We start from the raw sequence: 18,752 nt of genomic DNA on the forward strand, positions 1-18,752 counted from the left end.
AATTATTCAACGTCAGTAATGGGTGTTGCAGTATCATCTGACGCTTTTTCTTCTTGCTTCTTGTCATCTGCTACGGCAAGTTTTTCCGCCCGTATTTTAGCTTCGATTTCTTCAGCAATAGCGGGGTTATCCTTTAAGAATAAAACGGAATTGGCTTTACCTTGACCGATTTTTTCATCGCCATAGCTATACCAAGCGCCCGCCTTACCAACGACACCAATATCAACCCCTAAGTCAATCACTTCGGCTAAGTGATTGGTACCTTCGCCATAAGTAATTTCAAACTCAGCTTGGCGGAAAGGGGGTGCCATTTTGTTTTTAATAACTTTAACACGGGTTTGGTTACCAATAATCTCATCGCCACTCTTAACGGCCCCAATGCGGCGAATGTCTAAGCGTACGGATGCGTAGAATTTCAATGCGTTACCGCCTGTCGTGGTCTCAGGAGATCCAAACATAACGCCGATTTTCATACGAATCTGGTTAATAAAGATGACCATACAGTTTGAGCGTTTAGCATTACCGGTAATTTTACGCAGTGCCTGACTCATGAGACGTGCTTGCAAGCCCATATGGCTATCACCCATCTCACCTTCGATTTCAGCACGCGGCGTCAGTGCAGCTACTGAGTCAATAACAATCATATCAAGAGCGCCCGAACGAACCAACATGTCAGTAATTTCTAATGCTTGTTCGCCATTATCTGGTTGTGATACCAATAAATCATCGGTATTAACCCCAAGTTTACGCGCATAAATAGGATCTAATGCATGTTCGGCATCAATAAAGGCACAAGTGCCCCCTTGCTTTTGACACTCAGCAATAGCTTGTAAGGTTAGAGTGGTTTTACCAGAGCTTTCAGGCCCGTAAATTTCAACGATACGGCCTTTAGGCAATCCGCCAATGCCTAAAGCAATGTCAAGACCGAGCGATCCTGTGGATACCACATCCACATCAAGCGTGGCAGAGTTATCGCCCAAATGCATAATCGTATTTTTACCAAATTGCTTTTCAATTTGACCTAAAGCAGCTTTGAGCGCTTTGGCTTTGTTGTCATCCATAGTGATGTCCTAATTTTATTGATTATTTAAATAAGGTGTTATTCATTATAAAGTTTAAACAAGCTGTGAACAGTGCGACTAAAATAGATGAACCATTATGAGGTATTACAGTATGCTTAATATTATTGGCAAAAATTGCTTAAATAACTTAAATAATAAGGAGGGTAGAGTGTTTCTTTTATGAGATAAGTATAACAAATTGTAGACGAGTTAATAGGGTATAAACGATACCAGACGACAAATATTGTCGCAAAGAGTAAAAGAGTGTAAATCTAGTAAGATAAGTTAAAGAAAGAGAGCCACTTCAATAGATTAAAGAGGATATAAAAATAACGTGATAGCATGGATACATGTGGGTCAGGGTAACTATATAGATATATTTCTAAATGAGTGAATGTTACTGGTGTCCCGCTTTTTATAGTAAATAGATAACTAAGAGCTGAGGCCAGAATATAAAAAGGTCAACTAGAGTTAAAGTTGACCTTTAAAGGTAGTTTTTAGCGTAATACCTATTTGCTTAACTTTTTACTTAACTTTTAATTAAAATTTTTCAATAACACCACAGGCAATGCGGTCACCTGAGTTACCAGAAGGTTGACTGACATAATCATCCGTACCAGCATGCACAATAAAGGCGCGTTTATACACGCTATTTTTGCCTGTCATATCAACTGAAATATCTTTATTTACAAAGTTCATTGACGCAACACCATAGGCATCTGCAGTAACGTTAGGTAAGTCGCCTGCATGGCTTTCTGCGGAGTCTGGGTTACCATGTGGCTTATTAAAAGGATTAAAATGTCCGCCAGCCGCTTTACCCATGTTTGAACAATTACCGGTTTCATGAATATGAACAGAAACCGTTGTCCCTGGTTGAAAGCCGGACAATTTGCCAAACACTTGCACACCGTCTGCAACAGGGCGTAAATACATATTGCCGAGTTTGGTATTTTTCTGATCGAAAGCAAAGATTTGAGATTTCAAAGTGGGTTTAACCTCAGCAGGTGGACTTGCTTTAGGCGGGGTAGTTTGACATGCAGATAATACTAAAGCCGAAGTAAGAATTGCTGAAGTAGTGAATATCTTTTGTATATGAGATTGCATATAACACTCCTATTATAAGTTCCTGATTGAGATTAAGAAAAAGTTAATATTAGCCGATAATGTAAATAGCGACAGTTATTAACAGTCGTTTTTATTATATAGTTACTTTGCAAGAGTTACTTTTTAACCATTAGTTTTAACCGTTATTTTTTACGGTATAACGCTATAAATAGTGCACTAAAATAAAGTCGCAATTTTCTGAAGCTAGAAAACTATAGCATTTGCCGTATTTGCTGATTACTATATTTAGTATAGCGTATTTAGTATAGCGTTTAGAATCTAGAAACTATTAGTTTAAGCGTTGCAATACGTTATTAAATGTTAAAAGGGTAAAGAAGCGTATATAAATAGGGAGGAGTAATAGGTCTGTCTTATTCAAACTACAGTTAAAGAGCTTTAATATCAATACAAGGAAAACGTGTGAAAGTACTACAACGGTAGGCTGCACAAGATTAGCACCGTAGCGATTTCATAAGTTTACCGTCGATAGTACGGATTGACGATAGTGCGGATTGAAAGGACACAAGCAATAAAAAGCCGCTTGATACAAAATCAAGCGGCTTTTTATAAAGGAGTAAATAATGAGAGTTGCAGCACCGTTATATAAAAATATTCATATAAAAGACCTCATGCTGATATGAGCAGTCAAATTAACTGCGTAGGGCTTTTTTTGACTTAGTAGTGTCTACGGTTACTTTAGTGGGCTTTATAGCTTTCGGCATTTTAACCAAAGCCACTTTAAGCACCTCGTCAATCGTAGCCACAGGCTGAATCGTTAGGCCTTCTTTCACGTTATCTGGTATTTCTACCAAATCACGCTCATTAGACTCTGGTATCAGGACATGTTTGATGCCGCCACGGTGCGCTGCTAAAAGCTTCTCTTTAAGCCCGCCAATACGCAGTACCTTACCACGCAAAGTTACTTCACCTGTCATAGCAATGTCTGGACGAATCGCAATCCCAGTCATGGCAGATACTAACGCCGTGGTTAATGCAATACCAGCAGACGGGCCATCTTTAGGCGTCGCCCCTTCAGGCATGTGAACATGCACGTCTTTTGATTTAAAGGTTTCATAGTCAATCCCAAGCATCTCGCCACGTGCTCGAACCACACTCATGGCCGCTCGAATAGACTCCTTCATGACATCACCGAGCGATCCTGTATAAACAAAATCCCCTTTACCTGGCATAGTTATGGCTTCGATCGTGAGTAGCTCACCGCCGACACTGGTCCAAGCCAGACCTGTGACACGGCCAACTTCGGGTTCCTCTTCCGCTAAACCATAGTCATATTTATGTACACCAAGATAATCATTGATGTTGTCAGCATCTACCACGACTGTCTCGATCTTGGCTTTCTTCGACGGTTTAACGCCATACTTTTCAATCGACTCACGCACCACTTTACGGCAAATCTTATTAACTTCGCGTTCGAGGTTACGCACACCAGCTTCACGAGTATAACGCTGAACGATGCTGTGTAGTGCTTCTGGTACAATCTCAATTTCTTCGTTCTTTAGGCCATTTTGCTTAATGGCTTTTGGTACCAAGTATTTTTCAGCGATGTTAATTTTTTCATCTTCGGTGTATCCGGGTAGACGTATGACTTCCATACGATCAAGTAGCGCTGGTGGTATATCCATACTGTTAGCGGTACAGATAAACATCACTTGCGATAAATCTAAATCTAAATCTAAATAATGGTCATTAAATTTGTTGTTTTGTGATGGGTCTAATACTTCAAGTAGGGCAGAGGCTGGATCACCACGGAAGTCTTGTGCCATTTTATCAATTTCATCCAGCAAGAATAGCGGGTTATTAACCTCTACTTTCGCCAACGACTGAACAATTTTACCCGGCATAGCGCCGATGTAGGTGCGTCGGTGACCACGGATTTCCGCCTCATCACGCACTCCGCCAAGCGCCATGCGCACAAATTTACGACCTGTTGCACGAGCAATAGATTCGCCCAATGACGTCTTACCTACGCCAGGAGGGCCTACCAAACATAGAATAGGTCCACGCAGTTTTTTAACACGAGATTGCACGGCTAAGTATTCTAAAATACGGTCTTTAACATCCTTTAAGCCATAATGATCCTCTTCAAGCACGGTTTCGGCTTTATCAAGTTTAACCGAGACCTTAGTAGAAGTTTTCCATGGCGTATCTAATATCCACTCAATATAGTTACGTACCACTGAGGATTCACTTGATGCAGGGGGCATCATTTTAAGCTTTTTAAATTCTTGCTCTGCTTTTTTGCGTACGTCATCAGGCAAATTGGCTTCTTCAAGACGAGTCTGAAGCTCTTCAATATCATCTTCACCATCAAAGCCACTGTCACTGATATCTGAAAGCTCATTTTTGATGGCTTTCATCTTCTCATTTAAGAAGTATTCACGTTGATTGTTTTCCATCTGGCGGCGCACAGCATCTTGGATATCTTGTTCAATGGACTGCTCAGCGCTTTGCTTTGCCAAATATTCAGTAAGTATATTAATGTGCTTAGCAATATCATCTTTTTCAAGCAATTGCTGCTTTATCTCTAAGTCCATTGATACACGTGTGGCTATAAAGTACACCAGCTCAAGTAAATCATCGATACGCTCAGTGACCCGAATGAGTTCACGGCTATTGCGCAGGCGAGCATCAGCGTAGCTTGCAAACAAGCTACGTAAAGCCTTCATAGTGTTATCTTGCTGGTTATCATCTAGTGGCAAGGTAATATCGCTGCGAACAAAGTCAGCCATTAACACAGCTTCTTTATCATTAGTGGCTTTCTTAATAGCGTCCAACCTCACTCGGTACTGACCCTCAATAAGGACTTTGATACAGTTCTCATCACTATCGTGTGGCATAGTACTGATAATGCGACAAAGGGTACCATATTGATACAAGTTTTCTTGATCGATATCTTCCGTGAGCGAGTCTTTTTGAGCAACCACCAAGACTAAGTCATCATATTCACTTTGCGCCAATTCAATGGCTTTTACTGAGGGCACACGGCCCACAAACAAAGCGATCTGCATATGCGGATATACCACCACATCGCGAAGTGCTAATAATGGCAAGTGAGTAGGGTCATCTCGCTGTATAGTTTCATTGTCAGCATCACTGTCGTCAGCATCATTGTCAGCTGCCTCAGAAGGGCCTTGTTGCAAACTCTCTTCAGCTATATCTTGTTCACTGCGCTGTTCTTCTTCAATACTTTGTTCTGTTGTATCGATAATGCTTTCAATTTCGGCATCTAAGATTGGGTTATCAATGTTTGTTTTTTTATTGCTCATAAGTGTTTCCTATAGCAGAATGCAGGCATATGTAATAATAGGGTGCCCAGCTTGCTTTTAATGATCTTAATATAACTTAGGGTCTTATCTTTCTATCTTATCTCTCTAAATGGTGGTGGTAACAGAAATTACAAGTTTAAGGGTTACCAATAAGTAGCATGAAACCAATAAGTGTCATCAAACTAAGTGTCATCAAACATACTATAGACCCTTATTTGTGCTAAAAAATCAGGTAGAATGTGTGTCTTTTTTAAGCTCTGCTGTTAACGAGGGTTAAAAGCTAGAGGTTGTTTATTTATTAAAGGTAGATATATGATGATAAATGCGGTGCTATTAGCAGTGATTATCATGCTGGGCTTATCGCTTGCTCGTGTGCATGTCGTACTAAGCTTGCTGATTGGGGCAATGGTTGGAGGACTGGTAGGTGGTTTGGGAGTTGATGCCACATTAACTGCCTTTCAAGAAGGTATCAAAAATGGGGCGCAAATTGCACTGTCTTATGCCTTGTTAGGAGCTTTTGCCGTTGCGATTGCCCATTCTGGCTTGCCACAATCATTATCAAACAGTGTTATTCATCGTCTCAATAATCAACAAAAAAATCAACAACCTGAGCAACAAAGTGACCAGAAAAAAAGCAGAAGTAAGGGCTCAATAAAGTGGATATTATTTATTGGCTTGGTACTGATGAGTGTGTTTAGCCAAAACCTTATTCCTATACATATTGCCTTTATTCCTTTGATTATTCCACCATTATTAATGGTTTTTAATCGTTTAACTGTAGATAGGCGTTTGCTGGCTTGCTTAATGACCTTCGGTTTGGTTACTACCTATATGTTCTTACCGTATGGATTTGGAGAGATTTATCTTGACCAAATCATGCTAAAAAATGTAGGCGAGGCGGGCTTAAATGTTGAAAATATCTCAGTTATGAAAGCCATGGCAATTCCTGCACTCGGTATGCTAACGGGTTTACTGATAGCGGTGTTTTTTAGTTATCGTAAGCCTCGGAACTATATGCATGCCTCTCATGAGTTTGCCTCTAGCACTTTAACCCGACCTAAATCTAACTCATCTGAAGCCTCTGATAATTTCAACGAAGTTAGTCGTAATATGGAGTCAGGAGCTCTAAATATAAATGCGAATGGCGATGTATTAACCAACGTCGCCAGCAGTGCAACGCTGCCCAGTAAAGGCAAAACGATTATTGCCTTATTGGCAATAGTAACCGCATTTGTGGTGCAACTATATACCGATTCACTGCTATTAGGGTCATTGTTTGGCTTTGGCATATTTATGGCCACAGGTGTCGTAAAATGGAATGAAGCTGACAGTGTCTTTAATGAAGGCATTAAGCTGATGGCAATGATTGGCTTTATTATGATAACTGCCCAAGGTTTCGCTGAAGTGATGAAAGCAACCGATCAGATTGCCCCGCTAATTGATGGCGCAACCACTTTATTTGCAGGTAATAAAGGCGTGGCTGCCTTAGTGATGTTGGTAATTGGCTTAATTGTGACTATGGGTATTGGCTCTTCTTTCTCGACCATTCCGATTATTGCTGCGATTTATGTGCCGCTTTGTATGACGATGGGCTTCTCACCTATGGCAACTGTCGCTATTATTGGTACGGCAGGGGCACTGGGCGATGCAGGTTCTCCAGCTTCAGACTCAACACTGGGGCCGACATCTGGATTGGGAGTCGATGGGCAGCACGATCACATTAAAGACAGTGTTATCCCAACCTTTTTACATTTTAATATTCCGCTATTAATCTTCGGATGGATAGCGGCGATGGTGTTGTAAGAATGGGAGTTTAAATGGTGTTTAAATAAGCCAAACTCTAATGTCAAATGAAGTTAATAAAGTGAATTCAATAAAAAAGGCAAGTGTGGCTGAGTCACATTTGCCTTTATAATATTTGATTGTTCACAATGGGTTTTATGACTGGTTTATAGCGTATCTAATCTTTATTCTTTAAATCTATCAATTGCACCGGTTAAGTAGCCCACTAAATTATCGCCATTTTCCATTAAAACCTTTAACTTGTCGGCATTAATCAAACGGGCCAATTCATCTTCGGTAGAAAGTTGCTCTTCTGGAGTGAGTTGACGTTGCTGATTACCGATATTCTTCTTTTCAATATCGTGAAGGTATTGATCGACATTATCCGCACTAGAAGCTATGTTATTCTTATCATTAATGACATTTTCTTTTTTAGTGATACCTTCCTCATTCTCATTAATAGTACTTTTGTTTTTTGAGTCATCACTCATTTGAACCACCGTATTTTTTCAGGAGTAATCAAGGCGTTAAGCGGGACATCCCACGGCTGAGTTTGCAGTTGCTCTACCACTTGAAACTCATAACACCAACCGACTCGTAATGGTTTTTTACGCTTAGAGTGATAACAAGCCCCTAAAGTAGTGTCATAAAAGCCACCACCCATCCCCATACGATTGCCATATTTGTCAGCCGCTACAAGCGGACAAAATATAACGTCTAACTGCTGCGCCCAAATAAGATGCCTGTGTTTAGATTCCTTCATACCCAAACTATGATGAACAGTCGGCATATTAGCCAACCGACTCTGGCTCACAGGCACAAAGCGCATGGTTTTATTGTCTTTGCCTAATGTATTGACCACGGGAATATAGGCACTAAATCCCATGCGTTTGCACCAGGCTAAGAGGGGTTGCGTTGGCAGTTCACCAAAGCCATCAATATATATACCCACCTTAGCACCTTTGGATAGGCGAGGGGCAAGCTTTGGCAAATGACGACTGGCAAGCGTGGCCGCAGTACGACGTTGCTGCTCAGTTAGGTCACGGCGTTGACGGTTCATGTGTCGTCTATCGGGATTTTGAGGACTATCGATGTTGTTGGTTGTCATAATAAATAGCGTAATTTGTTAGTGGGCCGACATTTTGATAGGTTTTGATGGGTTGTCAGAATGCGTTTGTTATAAAGTCATGCTATCATAATTACGTTTAAAGCTTACCAAGCTTAGCGTAGAAACAAAATCATGAAACTGATTACCATAACAACTATTTAAGACGATGAATGGTATTTAAGACGATGATATTAGAAACATCCATTTGTGTTCAATAACTTATGTTCAATAACTAGTATTTAACGTCTAGTATTTAATAAATTATGTTCAATAACTAATACTCGATAAAAAATAGGAGACATCATGTCAACTCGTACCGAAAAAGACACCATGGGCAACGTAGAAGTACCAGAGGATGCCTACTGGGGCGCACAAACTCAGCGCAGCCGTGACAACTTCAAGATTGGCGGCGAAACGCTTCCTCGTCCAATGATTGAAGCAATGGCGCTAGTCAAAAAAGCTGCCGCTATTACCAATGCGAGCCTTGGCCGTATTGAAGAGAGCCAACGCGACCTTATCGTCCAAGCCGCAGATGAAGTCATTAACGGTGGGTTTACCGATCAATTCCCATTAGTAGTGTGGCAGACCGGTTCTGGTACACAGTCAAACATGAACATGAACGAAGTACTGGCCAACCGTGCTAACGAAATCGCCGGCAACCCACGTGGTACTTACAAGCCCATTCATCCCAATGATCACGTGAACCATGCCCAGTCTACCAACGACAGCTTCCCAACCGCTATCCGTGTTGCCGCTGCTCGTCAAATCAATAGTCTTCTTATCCCAGCGGTCAAAGCCTTGCGTGATACATTAGATGCGAAAGCCAAAGAGTTTGATAGCATCGTAAAAATCGGTCGTACGCATCTACAAGACGCCACGCCATTGACACTTGGTCAAGAGTTCAGTGGTTATGTCAGCCAACTAGACCATGCGTTAACCCGCATCGACAATGCCCTACAAGGCTTATATGAGCTGCCTTTAGGCGGTACAGCAGTCGGTACTGGTCTTAACTCACACCCTGATTATGCCGTCAAAGCCGCTGAACAATTAGCAACATTGACTGGCCTGCCTTTTGTGACTTCTCCCAACAAATTTGAAGCATTGGCCGCCCGCGATGCCGAAGTATTTGCCTCAGGCGCATTAAAAACACTCGCCGCTAGTCTAAACAAAATCGCTAATGACGTGCGTTGGTTAGCGTCTGGCCCTCGTTGTGGTTTAGGCGAGCTTGAAATTCCTGCCAATGAGCCAGGCTCATCCATCATGCCAGGCAAAGTCAACCCCACTCAGTCTGAAGCGATGACCATGGTCGTGGCTCAAGTCATGGGTAACGATGTGACTATCAGCATGGCTGGCGCGTCTGGTAACTTTGAGCTGAACGTATTCAAGCCAGTTATAGCGTATAACTTATTACAATCTATCAAGTTATTGGGCGATGCCTGCAACAGCTTTAACGAGAACTGTGCCGTAGGTATTCAACCTGTGAAAGATAAAATCGACGAATTCCTACACAACTCATTAATGCTAGTAACCGCATTAAACCGTCATGTGGGTTACGAGAACGCCGCTAAGATTGCCAAAACGGCTTATAAAGAAAACAAAACCTTAAAGCAAGTTGCGGTCGAGCTTGATTTATTAACCGAAGCCCAGTTTGATGAGTGGGTGACGCCCGCCGATATGGTTCACCCTAAATAGTTCATCATATATAACTCTGCTACGTTGTCAGACTCGCTTACTGTACGACTTGTACAGTGAGCGCTCGTCTTCCTAGTAGCCGAGTCATATCTGACAAACTATTCTATTTATATAACGACAGTGTCGACCGTCCTTGATGTCGCCTTTTAATAAACTAGCTACAATCTTCGGTCGGTCGCCTTGTAGCAGGTTCAAATTTAACCCACTTAAGTTTAAGTATTATCAAGCTCAGCCTACGACTTGTCGTGCTTTCACTTGATTGCCTTGCTACTCAAATTTTTGCATAGGTATTCTAAGTTCTGATTAATATTTTGCAACGTTGTCAGACTCGCTTACTGTACGACTTGTACAGTGAGCGCTCGGTAGATATACTTTTGGCTAGTAGCCGAGTCATATCTGACAAACTATGATACTTTCTTAAAATTAATAAACCCTTGACATTTAGTATGGCAAGGTTTTTTGTTTGGGTGATAGATTACAGATGTGAAACCAATCATGCCTGACACTAATATATTCTTCTTATAATGCCTTATTATATTCTGCTCAATAAAAAAATTACTTATGATATATTTGTGGTATATCTAGAAAATCATTATTTGAAAAGGTTTTTATGTTAAAGATAAAGTCAGAACTAAGGAATGTTACTGGACTTTCAAATGAAGAAATTAATGAGATAAAAGCTTTCCTTCAAGGGGCAGTTTATTGTTGGTGTAAGAATCATGAAAATGAATGGTTTTCATTACGAGACCTTATGGGAGGTAAGAATTATCATTGGCAAGGAACACCTCTTATTAAGCTTTATAATAAGCATAAAACTAAAAAAGATTCTGTGAAATCTGCTGGGATTGACGCTGGTTGGTTGTTAAAAGCAGTAATTATTGATGATAAAAGAACATTTGATACTAAAAAGGAAGAACTTATAAGAAAGTACCTCTGGGTTGGAGGGATTGAAGACTATTAATACAAACATTGGAAGTCTTGTTTGTATTAAACAAATCATTTTAAAGCTTAACTTTGCCATTAACCCTATAGCTATTTAGCATTCTTTACGGTTTCATAGGGTAGCAACATTCCCTAAAGAATAAACGGCTAAACCCTCACATTTAATGTTATGTTATAACAAAACATACTATTAAAATTACGCATAAACAACAGCGTAAAATCAAAAGTAATTTAATATATCTTCTCAATTAGAACTAAAGTAAAACTCAACGTAAAGCGATATAATATAGATATTAATTAGAGGCTGTTTAAGTTTTTCTTTTAGTGGTAATGGCTTGGTTTTATTTAAAGTCATTTATCATGTTTTATTCACTCAAAAGAGGTTTATTTATGAAGAAGTTAACAACCCTACTATCATCTGCAACAATTTTAGCAGCAACTTTAAGCTCAGGGTCAGCACTTGCTTATACAGACCAAGTTATGGATCCTGCACAAAGCCATGATACAGCGGTAAAAGTTAGACAAGTAAACTATACTTGCCAAAATAATGGCAAAATAAGCGTCAAATATGGATTTAATAAACAAAACCTACCGACGTATGCGGAAGCTTATCTAAACGGTAAATCTAGATTCTTACCGATTAACCTTGGACGGTCAGACGATGTTGACACCGTATTTGGTGATGAAGAAAACTTTAGTATCATGAGTGATGCTTTACGTCTAGATAACTATCACAAATCAAGCGTCAACATTCAAAATGCGAACAGTGAATTCCTTTATAAAGGCTGCACTGTCAAATCAATTAAGAAAATTAAAGGCTAATTTTTCTTTTAATGTTTTATTTCTTATCTAAAATAAAGGACCTTGTCATTAATATGGCAAGGTCTTTTGTTTAGGGTACAGTTTATATTTTTTAATAGTTTCAGCGCAAATCTCTGAAAATATCTAGAAATGATAATGCTAATTTTAACGGCTTTTAGGACTAGCGGTGACCTCGTTGTATTACCGGTGTTGCTTTGTTCGTGGTAAGTGTGCAACTTTCTTAAGCGTCTGTAGAGAATTCAACTATGACAATGGTAGAGCCTGTTTTTTTGGGCACTGATTTTGTCACGTTATTGTTGTTTTTGCTAAAACGATTTAAACGTAGCTGATGACTACTTTTCATCACGTTAATGATCGTGTTAACAGGTTCTTGGTAGTCAATTTCTCCTTCAATTTTTCCTTCAATTACTCAAAGTGCGAAATTCTCTGCTGAGACTTCTTCTGGATGGCGAATGTATGATGAGTTGAGTTGAGTTGAACACTCTCATCATAGTTAGTCTCATCTCTATCGACGTATCATGCAGCCGCATCGCCTTCGATGGGTTGCATTAGCCCATTTACGTCTTTAACCGCAAGCAATCCGTCAGTTAGATATAATACAAAGGGTAACTTAATCACTATTTGGTATGGCGCAATGGATTGTAGTACGCGTACAAACGTATACTGTTGGCCTTTATATTCTAGATCAATACCAAAATTTGAATTCGGTGAGTCTGGTGGTCTTGAGTCTGAGTTATTGGTAATAAGCTATTGGGAACAAGTTATTGGAAATAAACTATTTGGAATAAGCTATAGTTCCCATGTCCTACTCGATAAGAGTGCAAAATAACAAATTATTCTAACTGCTAGTAGGATATTTGCTCTTTGCCGAGGGACGAGGTACGGACATAATCATTAAAGAACGCCTACGGTTGACTAGCATATTTCTCCCTTTCTTAAGAGCTCCGATATTAAGGCCAGTCTTTTGGTTCTTAGACTGTAACGTTGGGCTATGCGGGCAGTAAATGACGGACTAGTATTGCTTTTTTATACCAATATTTTTATTCATCAGGCTCGTCACGTTCAAACCAAGATTTAGTGAAAAACTCATGAAGTGATTAGAAATGGCTATCTATTTTATAAGGCGACCTTTACACTCCATTCATAATAATTCAAACTAATTCAGGGTGTTAGAAATGGCTTCAAATTCTGTAGATGATTATGGTAAGACTATCAAACAGGGCATGATTGAATATCAAAACAGTGGCAGGAACGCAGATGATTTGAGTGCTTTGGCACTGAGGTTGGAAGAAGTCTTCATGCAGTCCATTGCATTAAAGTCAGCGCATGAACAAGCAGGTACTAAAAATTCGAAAGCAAACATTATTAGCACTATTTATACTGAGCTTGCCGAGCTGAGCAGTCAGTTACCTGAGGATGCTTTACTGGCAGGACTGGTCACAAGTTGGCAAGCTCGGTCTCGGTATGGTTGTGATAGCCCATTAAACTTAGAAGAGCGCGCTCAAGTTAATGCCAATGAAGTTTCGCTCCCGCCTCAAAGCTCAGCTTCAGCTAGTCAGCCCCAACTCATAGTTAGTTCAGAAGCAGGCAGCTCAGAAGCAGGTAGTTCAGAAGATGCAGGTAGTCCAGAATTAGTAACCTCACAATCCAGCTATATACCAGCATCATGGTTGCATGTCACAGCTATATCTGTGGTTGTGTGGATTTTGATAAAGCTACCTCAATGGGATTTTCCATCTGGTATAGCACCCCTTGGTAGTGGACAATACTATGTTTTGGTTGTGCCATTGTTGGTGGTTTTAGGAATAGTTTGCTATTTGCTGTTTTCGCAGAAAAAACCTGAAAAACTAACCTTACTCTGGCTGGGTGGTCTCATAATATATAGCCTATATCTGCTAGTTATAACCTTTTTTGAAGCGTTCGGTTCGTTCCATAATAACAATGATACCGTGGTCATGATGTGGTTGCATAGTCCTATTGTGCTAATTAGTATGCTAGGTGCAATTATGTACAGCCATGCCTCTAAATCTTGGCAAGCACGGGTAGCTTATCTGCAGTATTTAAGTGAGATAGGGGTGTTTTCTATCTTAATATTGTTTGGTGGCATCATCTTAACAGCGTTTACTTTAATGCTGTTTGAGATGTCGAATACCCGAGGTATTGGAGAATGGTATATTGAAAATATGGTACCTCTAGGTATCGTGGCTACACCTTTAGTCGCCACTCATTTGTATTTTACGAGGTTTAAAGAGAATAGCCGTTTGGCGTCTATTTTATTGCAAGTTTTCTCGCCACTATGCGCAATTACCTTTTTGGTTTATCTTATTCATATGCTGTATACGGGTACGTCGCCTGTAGAAAACAGAGAAGCACTGATAACCACCAATGGGTTGCTTATCGTGATTTGGGTAATGAGTGTTTATCATATTTTTGCCAGAAAGGCTTCGACGGATAGTAGGTCAAAAGAGGTCATTTCAAGCAAAGCTGTATCTACTCAGGTAACGGCGACTAGCCACTTTGGTTTGATGGATGTGTTAACGACTTTTATGCTCTTTGTGGTTAGCCTCTTCAATGTGGTTATTTTATATTCTATGTTTAGTCGGTTTAACGCACATGGTTTTACACTTAATCGTTTTATTGTAACGGGTGTCAATATATTAATTTTTACCCATCTTTGCCAAATTGGCTATCAATACTTTAAGTTGTGGCGCCATCCAGAAAAAGGTGATATTGCACTTAAAAAATCTATTGTCAACTATTTACCGATTTACGCAATATGGTCATTGCTTGTCGTTATTGTTGTTTCCATTGACACAATAAGACTGTCAGCGTAACTATCAATGCTGATTTGACACTGCTGAATCATCATCTGTAATGCGACTTATTGAAGCCTTAGACTCTATGCGGTGTGCGTTGATTTTCTGGCATACTGCATTCTCTTTAATATGCGCTTTAATATGCGCTTTAATGTGCTCTTTAAAGCACTCATCACAGTGCTTGTTAATGCGAGCACCATCCTAAACTCCTGTTTAAAACTTGATTAAACTTGTCGTCAAAATCATGCATATAGCGCCGATTCTGTTAACCATAGGCCAAATCAAAGCTCATGAAATGCTACACAATCAAAATGACTCTTATGCGATTATGCTTTCAGGTAATGTTAGGTGTCATATTTGCCGTTAAATTGTATAGAAGGGTCGTGAATGTTAGATTTGATTGGTATCGGTCTTGGCCATTTTAATTTAACCTTTACTGTTTATAGAGAAAAATTTATAAACAGTAAAAGGGCACATGAATAACTCATGTGCCCTTTTATTTACAGTCTTGTTACTAATAGTCTTGGTGTATTGTATAAGCCAAACTGACTACTAATAAATCAAGCTGCTTGCTTAATAGCGAGCTTATTTAATAGCAAGCTTTTTACTCACTGAGCCGGTTTCTTTTGGTAGGATTAGCTGCAATACGCCGTTTTCATAAGAGGCTTCAGCCGCATCTACATTTACTTTTTCTGGCAACTGGAAGCTGCGTGATACAGAACCAAAATAACGCTCGCTACGTAGCACTTTATTGCCTTCTTTCTGTTCGTCTTTTTGTTCAATCTCAGCGCTTATTGAAACAATATCGCCAGACAGTGATAAGTCGATATCCTCTTTTGCGACACCCGGTATTTCAGCAGTCACGTAGAATTTATCGTCTTTTTCACTGACATCAATTTTAATTTGCTCTGCCGAAGGTAGGGCATCTCCGTGTAGAGGGCGCATATAAAAGCCAGGTACCATGTTGTCAAATAAGCTGTCAAGTATTGAGTTTCTAGTCGCTAATTTATTCATAATATTCACCTTATAGTTGATTAACTCATTGTTTATTATGTTGCTTTCTACAGTATCGCTACTGTCTTACCTATATAAGTAAGGATTAGTCTTAGAATTTCAAGAGGATGATATTAGGTAAGTTTTTAGTTGTATTACCCATATTTAACAGCAAGTTATGACTCTACAAAGTCTCTAAAACCAAAAAGCATCCCAATTTACGCAACACTCATTTGAACGATTTGGTGCTTACTATTTTATGAGACTTAGCTATTGTATGTGTTGGTATTTCATGGGACTGAGCAGGGTTAATAATAGAGGGTTAATAACTATAATAGCTATTAAACAGCTATGTTCTAACTATCATATCCCTATCTCATATCATAACTTGAATACTCTGTTAACTAGCTTAACCCTAGGAGATGGCAGTACAATGAACCCTCACAATAAGTCAACAAATGCGTATTATTCTTTATTATTCAAAGGTATCAATAGTGATTGGAAGTAAATCAGATAAAGGAATTTCGTAATAGGGTGCACCTTTATTTTGTTTTACAGGATAGTTTAGGATATCAGAGCGCTTAATGAACCCAATGATCTGTACTTGATTGGGCTCGACTGTTTCATTGTACTTAGTACCGATATAGATATCTTTTGGTTTGTCTCTTACATCGTGTATTTTGGGCATTAAATATCTAAAGTAGTTTTTAGTTGCTGATTTTATTTCAACTTTTTTACCATTAATGATCATGTCACAGTCATCAACAATGCCTGAGTCATCAAGCCCTTTAGCGAATTTATTTATTGTGAAATGTTGTGCAAGCCAATTGCTGGTTAGTATCTCGCAGACAACGCCTCGCCATGCCTCAACATTGGTGTAGCGCCAGCGGCCCGCATCAATTTTTTTAAATGCATCAATTTGATCTTTGGCAAATTGTTTGTCCTGCTCAGTGACTTGAAGGGTTATCATGATTTGTATTCTCAACAATGAATAAAAACTCTTTATTGGTGTCTTTTTTAACCTTACCTGTAATTTGATAGTTATGCTTGCGCTCAATAACGTGTACCCTGCTTGAGTACTTATTTAATAGTGCTAGCAGGTCTTCTTTACTGGGATAGGATGAGTCGTTATAGCTTAAATACCAGTGTTTATAATGACCTAGTTTAGCGAATAAGTTATCAAAAAGCTCAATAGCAGCGCTTTTGTTCCTAAAATCATTCGCAAATGGCTGGGTAACGGTTGAGGTAATAAAATCATCAACCAGACCATAAAACCCAAAATAATTGTTCATCGTACCAGTATAGGGTGGATCTAAATAAATGATATCTGCTTTTACTGTGTCGAGTAAATTGAAGATGTCATCATTATAAGCTTTGTTGTTTTGACCATTATCAAACACCGCTTGGTTGTAGTCATCCAAGTTTTGTAGAAAATGATGCTTAAAAGATTGATTATGATAGGCGCGTCTTCTTTTATATTTGCGATAGCTGTATTCTTCATCACGCAGTTGCACTATCTTTTCCCAGTTTATAGTAAATCGTGAATAGGGCATTTTTCTGATCATAGATCGACGCATCAAAGCATAAGCCAGTGACTGCTTTTTATCGCACGCTAATTGTTCAATATTATGTTTATATAAATCGAGCTCTCTACACTCTTGAGGGAAAAAGTACACCTCTGAGTAGTTTTTATACATAAAACCTTCAAAAGGTTCGCCGCTAAAAATAACCTCAATGTCTGATTCGTCAAGCGTTGTTTCATTGTTTTCGATTAGGGCATTGGCAATATGATAATTTACTTTCAGGATATCGTTTGTGTAAACTTCAAGACCTCTTCTCTTGGCCTCATAACTCAAAGAACATCCGCCAGAGAATGCATCGAATAAGGTGTTAACATTTGCTGGGAATTGGTCACATATCCACGATGCAATTTTTTCTTTATTGCCAATGTAATTGACAGTTGGGTACTTACTCATGGTTACTTATCTTGTCACTCATCATAAGCTCATTATTCATCATAATAATGGTACTGGCTATGGCTTCTGCCATTTTTGGCGGAACGGCATTACCCACTTGTTGTTGTTGCGATATTCGAGTGCCTTTAAACACAAAGTCGTCCGGAAAGGTTTGTAGCTTGGCCAATTCTCGCACCGTCAGCGCTCTATTTTGCTCATAATGAAAGATTTTACGCATATCGCCAGTAACGGTAACAGAGGGCTTATCACTCGCATATTTGATGTATTTTCGAATATCGCCCGTTTTAGGCCGAAAGGGCTCAGGGATTTCATGCCTATCGCCACCGTCTGAGACAAAGCTCATTTTGTGTAGCATTTGTTCGGAATGTGACATGGCAGCGTGGTTAGGGATATCCGACTGCTGACCAGACTCTAGTTTCGGATAAGATGACAGTGCCTGACCTACAGTGGTATATTCATCGACACTTCTTTTAGGGAAAAGTATGGTCTGGTTATTTTTTGAGCCAATAAAAATAACGCGCTTCCTAACTTGTGGTACACCATAATCTGCTGAATTTAAAATCTGACAATCGACTGTATAGCCGAGTTCTTCAAAGTCTGAGATGATTTCTTGTCTGGTTTGACCTTTATTATGCGTGTATAAGCGAGCCACGTTTTCCATCACAAAAAATGTTGGCTTAATAACTTTGACCACTCTAACAAACTCTTTAAACAGTCTATTTCTTGGGTCGTCAATAAACTTTCTGCCGATATTGCCAGCCATGCTAAAGCCCTGACAGGGGGGGCCACCAATAATGACATCAATATTGGTGTGAGACTTTAAAGATGCCAGTTCAGCGTCTGTGACATCGCATAAATCTTTTTGTATTAACTGATGACTGGGAAAGTTGTGACGGTACGTTTCACAAAAGCTAGGCTCAATATCAACTGAAAAAACATTTTCAAAGCCTTTATTATCAAAACCAAGAGAAAACCCACCAGCTCCTGAGAACAAGTCAATGTACCTTAAAGTTTTACTCATAATTTTGTTTTACCTATTTAGCATGCCACAACGTTATTCGTTTTTAGGTCTGCATTCTGACTATATAGCCCCGATAAACATTAGGCTTATCGGGGCTAAGTATGGGTTTATATATCAAAAAAAATTGCTCGAAATTATCTAGCATCAC

14 protein-coding genes are annotated in these 18,752 nt (G+C 39.4%); 5 read left to right on the plus strand and 9 right to left on the minus strand.

Translation table 11 applies throughout. The features are described 5' to 3' along the window. Positions 1 to 2: 2 nt before the first annotated feature. The 3 genes from recA to lon form a co-directional block, all read right to left on the minus strand. The gene (recA, locus tag AC2SLN_RS01190) at positions 3 to 1,061 is read right to left on the minus strand and encodes a recombinase RecA (RefSeq protein ID WP_486548903.1); all 1,059 of its coding nucleotides are present in this window, start codon (positions 1,059 to 1,061) and stop codon (positions 3 to 5) included. 540 nt (positions 1,062 to 1,601) lie between these two features. Beyond that, positions 1,602 to 2,165 carry a superoxide dismutase family protein gene (locus AC2SLN_RS01195; RefSeq protein WP_486548902.1) on the minus strand — a complete coding sequence of 188 codons (564 nt, stop codon included), beginning with the start codon at positions 2,163 to 2,165 and terminating at the stop codon, positions 1,602 to 1,604. Between the two features lie 650 nt (positions 2,166 to 2,815). Then, positions 2,816 to 5,452: an endopeptidase La gene (gene lon, locus AC2SLN_RS01200; protein ID WP_486548901.1), complete on the minus strand. Its 2,637-nt coding sequence runs from the start codon at positions 5,450 to 5,452 to the stop codon at positions 2,816 to 2,818. 312 nt (positions 5,453 to 5,764) lie between these two features. Between lon and AC2SLN_RS01205 the strand changes: the two genes are divergently transcribed. Further along, positions 5,765 to 7,255, plus strand: a complete 1,491-nt coding sequence (locus AC2SLN_RS01205) for a Na+/H+ antiporter family protein (protein ID WP_486548900.1) — start codon at positions 5,765 to 5,767, stop codon at positions 7,253 to 7,255. 164 nt (positions 7,256 to 7,419) lie between these two features. Here the strand turns inward: AC2SLN_RS01205 and AC2SLN_RS01210 are convergent, their stop codons facing one another. Further along, on the minus strand, positions 7,420 to 7,725 hold the full coding sequence (locus AC2SLN_RS01210; protein ID WP_486548899.1) for a hypothetical protein: 306 nt from the start codon (positions 7,723 to 7,725) through the stop codon (positions 7,420 to 7,422). Continuing rightward, complete coding sequence (locus tag AC2SLN_RS01215; RefSeq protein ID WP_486548898.1) at positions 7,722 to 8,342, minus strand: 5-formyltetrahydrofolate cyclo-ligase; 621 nt, start codon at positions 8,340 to 8,342, stop codon at positions 7,722 to 7,724. Before AC2SLN_RS01215 ends, AC2SLN_RS01210 begins: the two co-directional genes overlap by 4 nt. A 303-nt stretch (positions 8,343 to 8,645) precedes the next feature. On the opposite strand from AC2SLN_RS01215, the gene fumC reads away from it, so the two are divergent. From fumC to AC2SLN_RS01235, 4 genes are all read left to right on the plus strand, one after another. Continuing rightward, positions 8,646 to 10,034 carry a class II fumarate hydratase gene (gene fumC / locus AC2SLN_RS01220; RefSeq protein WP_486548897.1) on the plus strand — a complete coding sequence of 463 codons (1,389 nt, stop codon included), beginning with the start codon at positions 8,646 to 8,648 and terminating at the stop codon, positions 10,032 to 10,034. A 610-nt stretch (positions 10,035 to 10,644) separates the two neighbouring features. Beyond that, complete coding sequence (locus AC2SLN_RS01225) at positions 10,645 to 10,995, plus strand: hypothetical protein (RefSeq protein WP_486548896.1); 351 nt, start codon at positions 10,645 to 10,647, stop codon at positions 10,993 to 10,995. A 371-nt stretch (positions 10,996 to 11,366) separates the two neighbouring features. Continuing rightward, positions 11,367 to 11,798 carry an ACP-like domain-containing protein gene (locus AC2SLN_RS01230; RefSeq protein WP_486548895.1) on the plus strand — a complete coding sequence of 144 codons (432 nt, stop codon included), beginning with the start codon at positions 11,367 to 11,369 and terminating at the stop codon, positions 11,796 to 11,798. A 1,175-nt stretch (positions 11,799 to 12,973) separates the two neighbouring features. After that, entirely contained in the window at positions 12,974 to 14,632 is a 1,659-nt protein-coding gene (locus AC2SLN_RS01235) for a hypothetical protein (RefSeq protein ID WP_486548894.1), read from the plus strand. A gap of 567 nt (positions 14,633 to 15,199) precedes the next feature. Here AC2SLN_RS01235 and AC2SLN_RS01240 read toward each other — a convergent pair. From AC2SLN_RS01240 to AC2SLN_RS01255, 4 genes are all read right to left on the minus strand, one after another. Beyond that, positions 15,200 to 15,628, minus strand: coding sequence for an Hsp20/alpha crystallin family protein (locus tag AC2SLN_RS01240; protein ID WP_486548893.1), 429 nt, complete (start codon positions 15,626 to 15,628; stop codon positions 15,200 to 15,202). Between the two features lie 454 nt (positions 15,629 to 16,082). Further along, entirely contained in the window at positions 16,083 to 16,577 is a 495-nt protein-coding gene (locus tag AC2SLN_RS01245) for a hypothetical protein (RefSeq protein WP_486548892.1), read from the minus strand. Next, complete coding sequence (locus AC2SLN_RS01250; RefSeq protein ID WP_486548891.1) at positions 16,555 to 17,583, minus strand: DNA adenine methylase; 1,029 nt, start codon at positions 17,581 to 17,583, stop codon at positions 16,555 to 16,557. The genes AC2SLN_RS01245 and AC2SLN_RS01250 overlap by 23 nt, the downstream gene beginning before the upstream one ends. Then, positions 17,576 to 18,604, minus strand: coding sequence for a DNA cytosine methyltransferase (locus tag AC2SLN_RS01255; protein WP_486548890.1), 1,029 nt, complete (start codon positions 18,602 to 18,604; stop codon positions 17,576 to 17,578). The genes AC2SLN_RS01250 and AC2SLN_RS01255 overlap by 8 nt, the downstream gene beginning before the upstream one ends. Positions 18,605 to 18,752: the final 148 nt, after the last annotated feature.

It is taken from the genome of Psychrobacter sp. CX90 (assembly GCF_057396305.2).

Bases quoted from the DNA above. Each gene is read 5' to 3' on its own strand.
- AC2SLN_RS01255 (WP_486548890.1), bottom strand. From the start codon at position 18,604: ATGAGTAAAACTTTAAGGTACATTGACTTGTTCTCAGGAGCTGGTGGG.
- AC2SLN_RS01210 (WP_486548899.1), bottom strand. From the start codon at position 7,725: ATGAGTGATGACTCAAAAAACAAAAGTACTATTAATGAGAATGAGGAA.
- AC2SLN_RS01195 (WP_486548902.1), bottom strand. From the start codon at position 2,165: ATGCAATCTCATATACAAAAGATATTCACTACTTCAGCAATTCTTACT.
- AC2SLN_RS01205 (WP_486548900.1), top strand. From the start codon at position 5,765: ATGATGATAAATGCGGTGCTATTAGCAGTGATTATCATGCTGGGCTTA.
- AC2SLN_RS01250 (WP_486548891.1), bottom strand. From the start codon at position 17,583: ATGAGTAAGTACCCAACTGTCAATTACATTGGCAATAAAGAAAAAATT.
- recA (WP_486548903.1), bottom strand. From the start codon at position 1,061: ATGGATGACAACAAAGCCAAAGCGCTCAAAGCTGCTTTAGGTCAAATT.
- AC2SLN_RS01225 (WP_486548896.1), top strand. From the start codon at position 10,645: ATGTTAAAGATAAAGTCAGAACTAAGGAATGTTACTGGACTTTCAAAT.
- AC2SLN_RS01245 (WP_486548892.1), bottom strand. From the start codon at position 16,577: ATGATAACCCTTCAAGTCACTGAGCAGGACAAACAATTTGCCAAAGAT.
- lon (WP_486548901.1), bottom strand. From the start codon at position 5,452: ATGAGCAATAAAAAAACAAACATTGATAACCCAATCTTAGATGCCGAA.
- AC2SLN_RS01240 (WP_486548893.1), bottom strand. From the start codon at position 15,628: ATGAATAAATTAGCGACTAGAAACTCAATACTTGACAGCTTATTTGAC.
- fumC (WP_486548897.1), top strand. From the start codon at position 8,646: ATGTCAACTCGTACCGAAAAAGACACCATGGGCAACGTAGAAGTACCA.
- AC2SLN_RS01230 (WP_486548895.1), top strand. From the start codon at position 11,367: ATGAAGAAGTTAACAACCCTACTATCATCTGCAACAATTTTAGCAGCA.
- AC2SLN_RS01215 (WP_486548898.1), bottom strand. From the start codon at position 8,342: ATGACAACCAACAACATCGATAGTCCTCAAAATCCCGATAGACGACAC.
- AC2SLN_RS01235 (WP_486548894.1), top strand. From the start codon at position 12,974: ATGGCTTCAAATTCTGTAGATGATTATGGTAAGACTATCAAACAGGGC.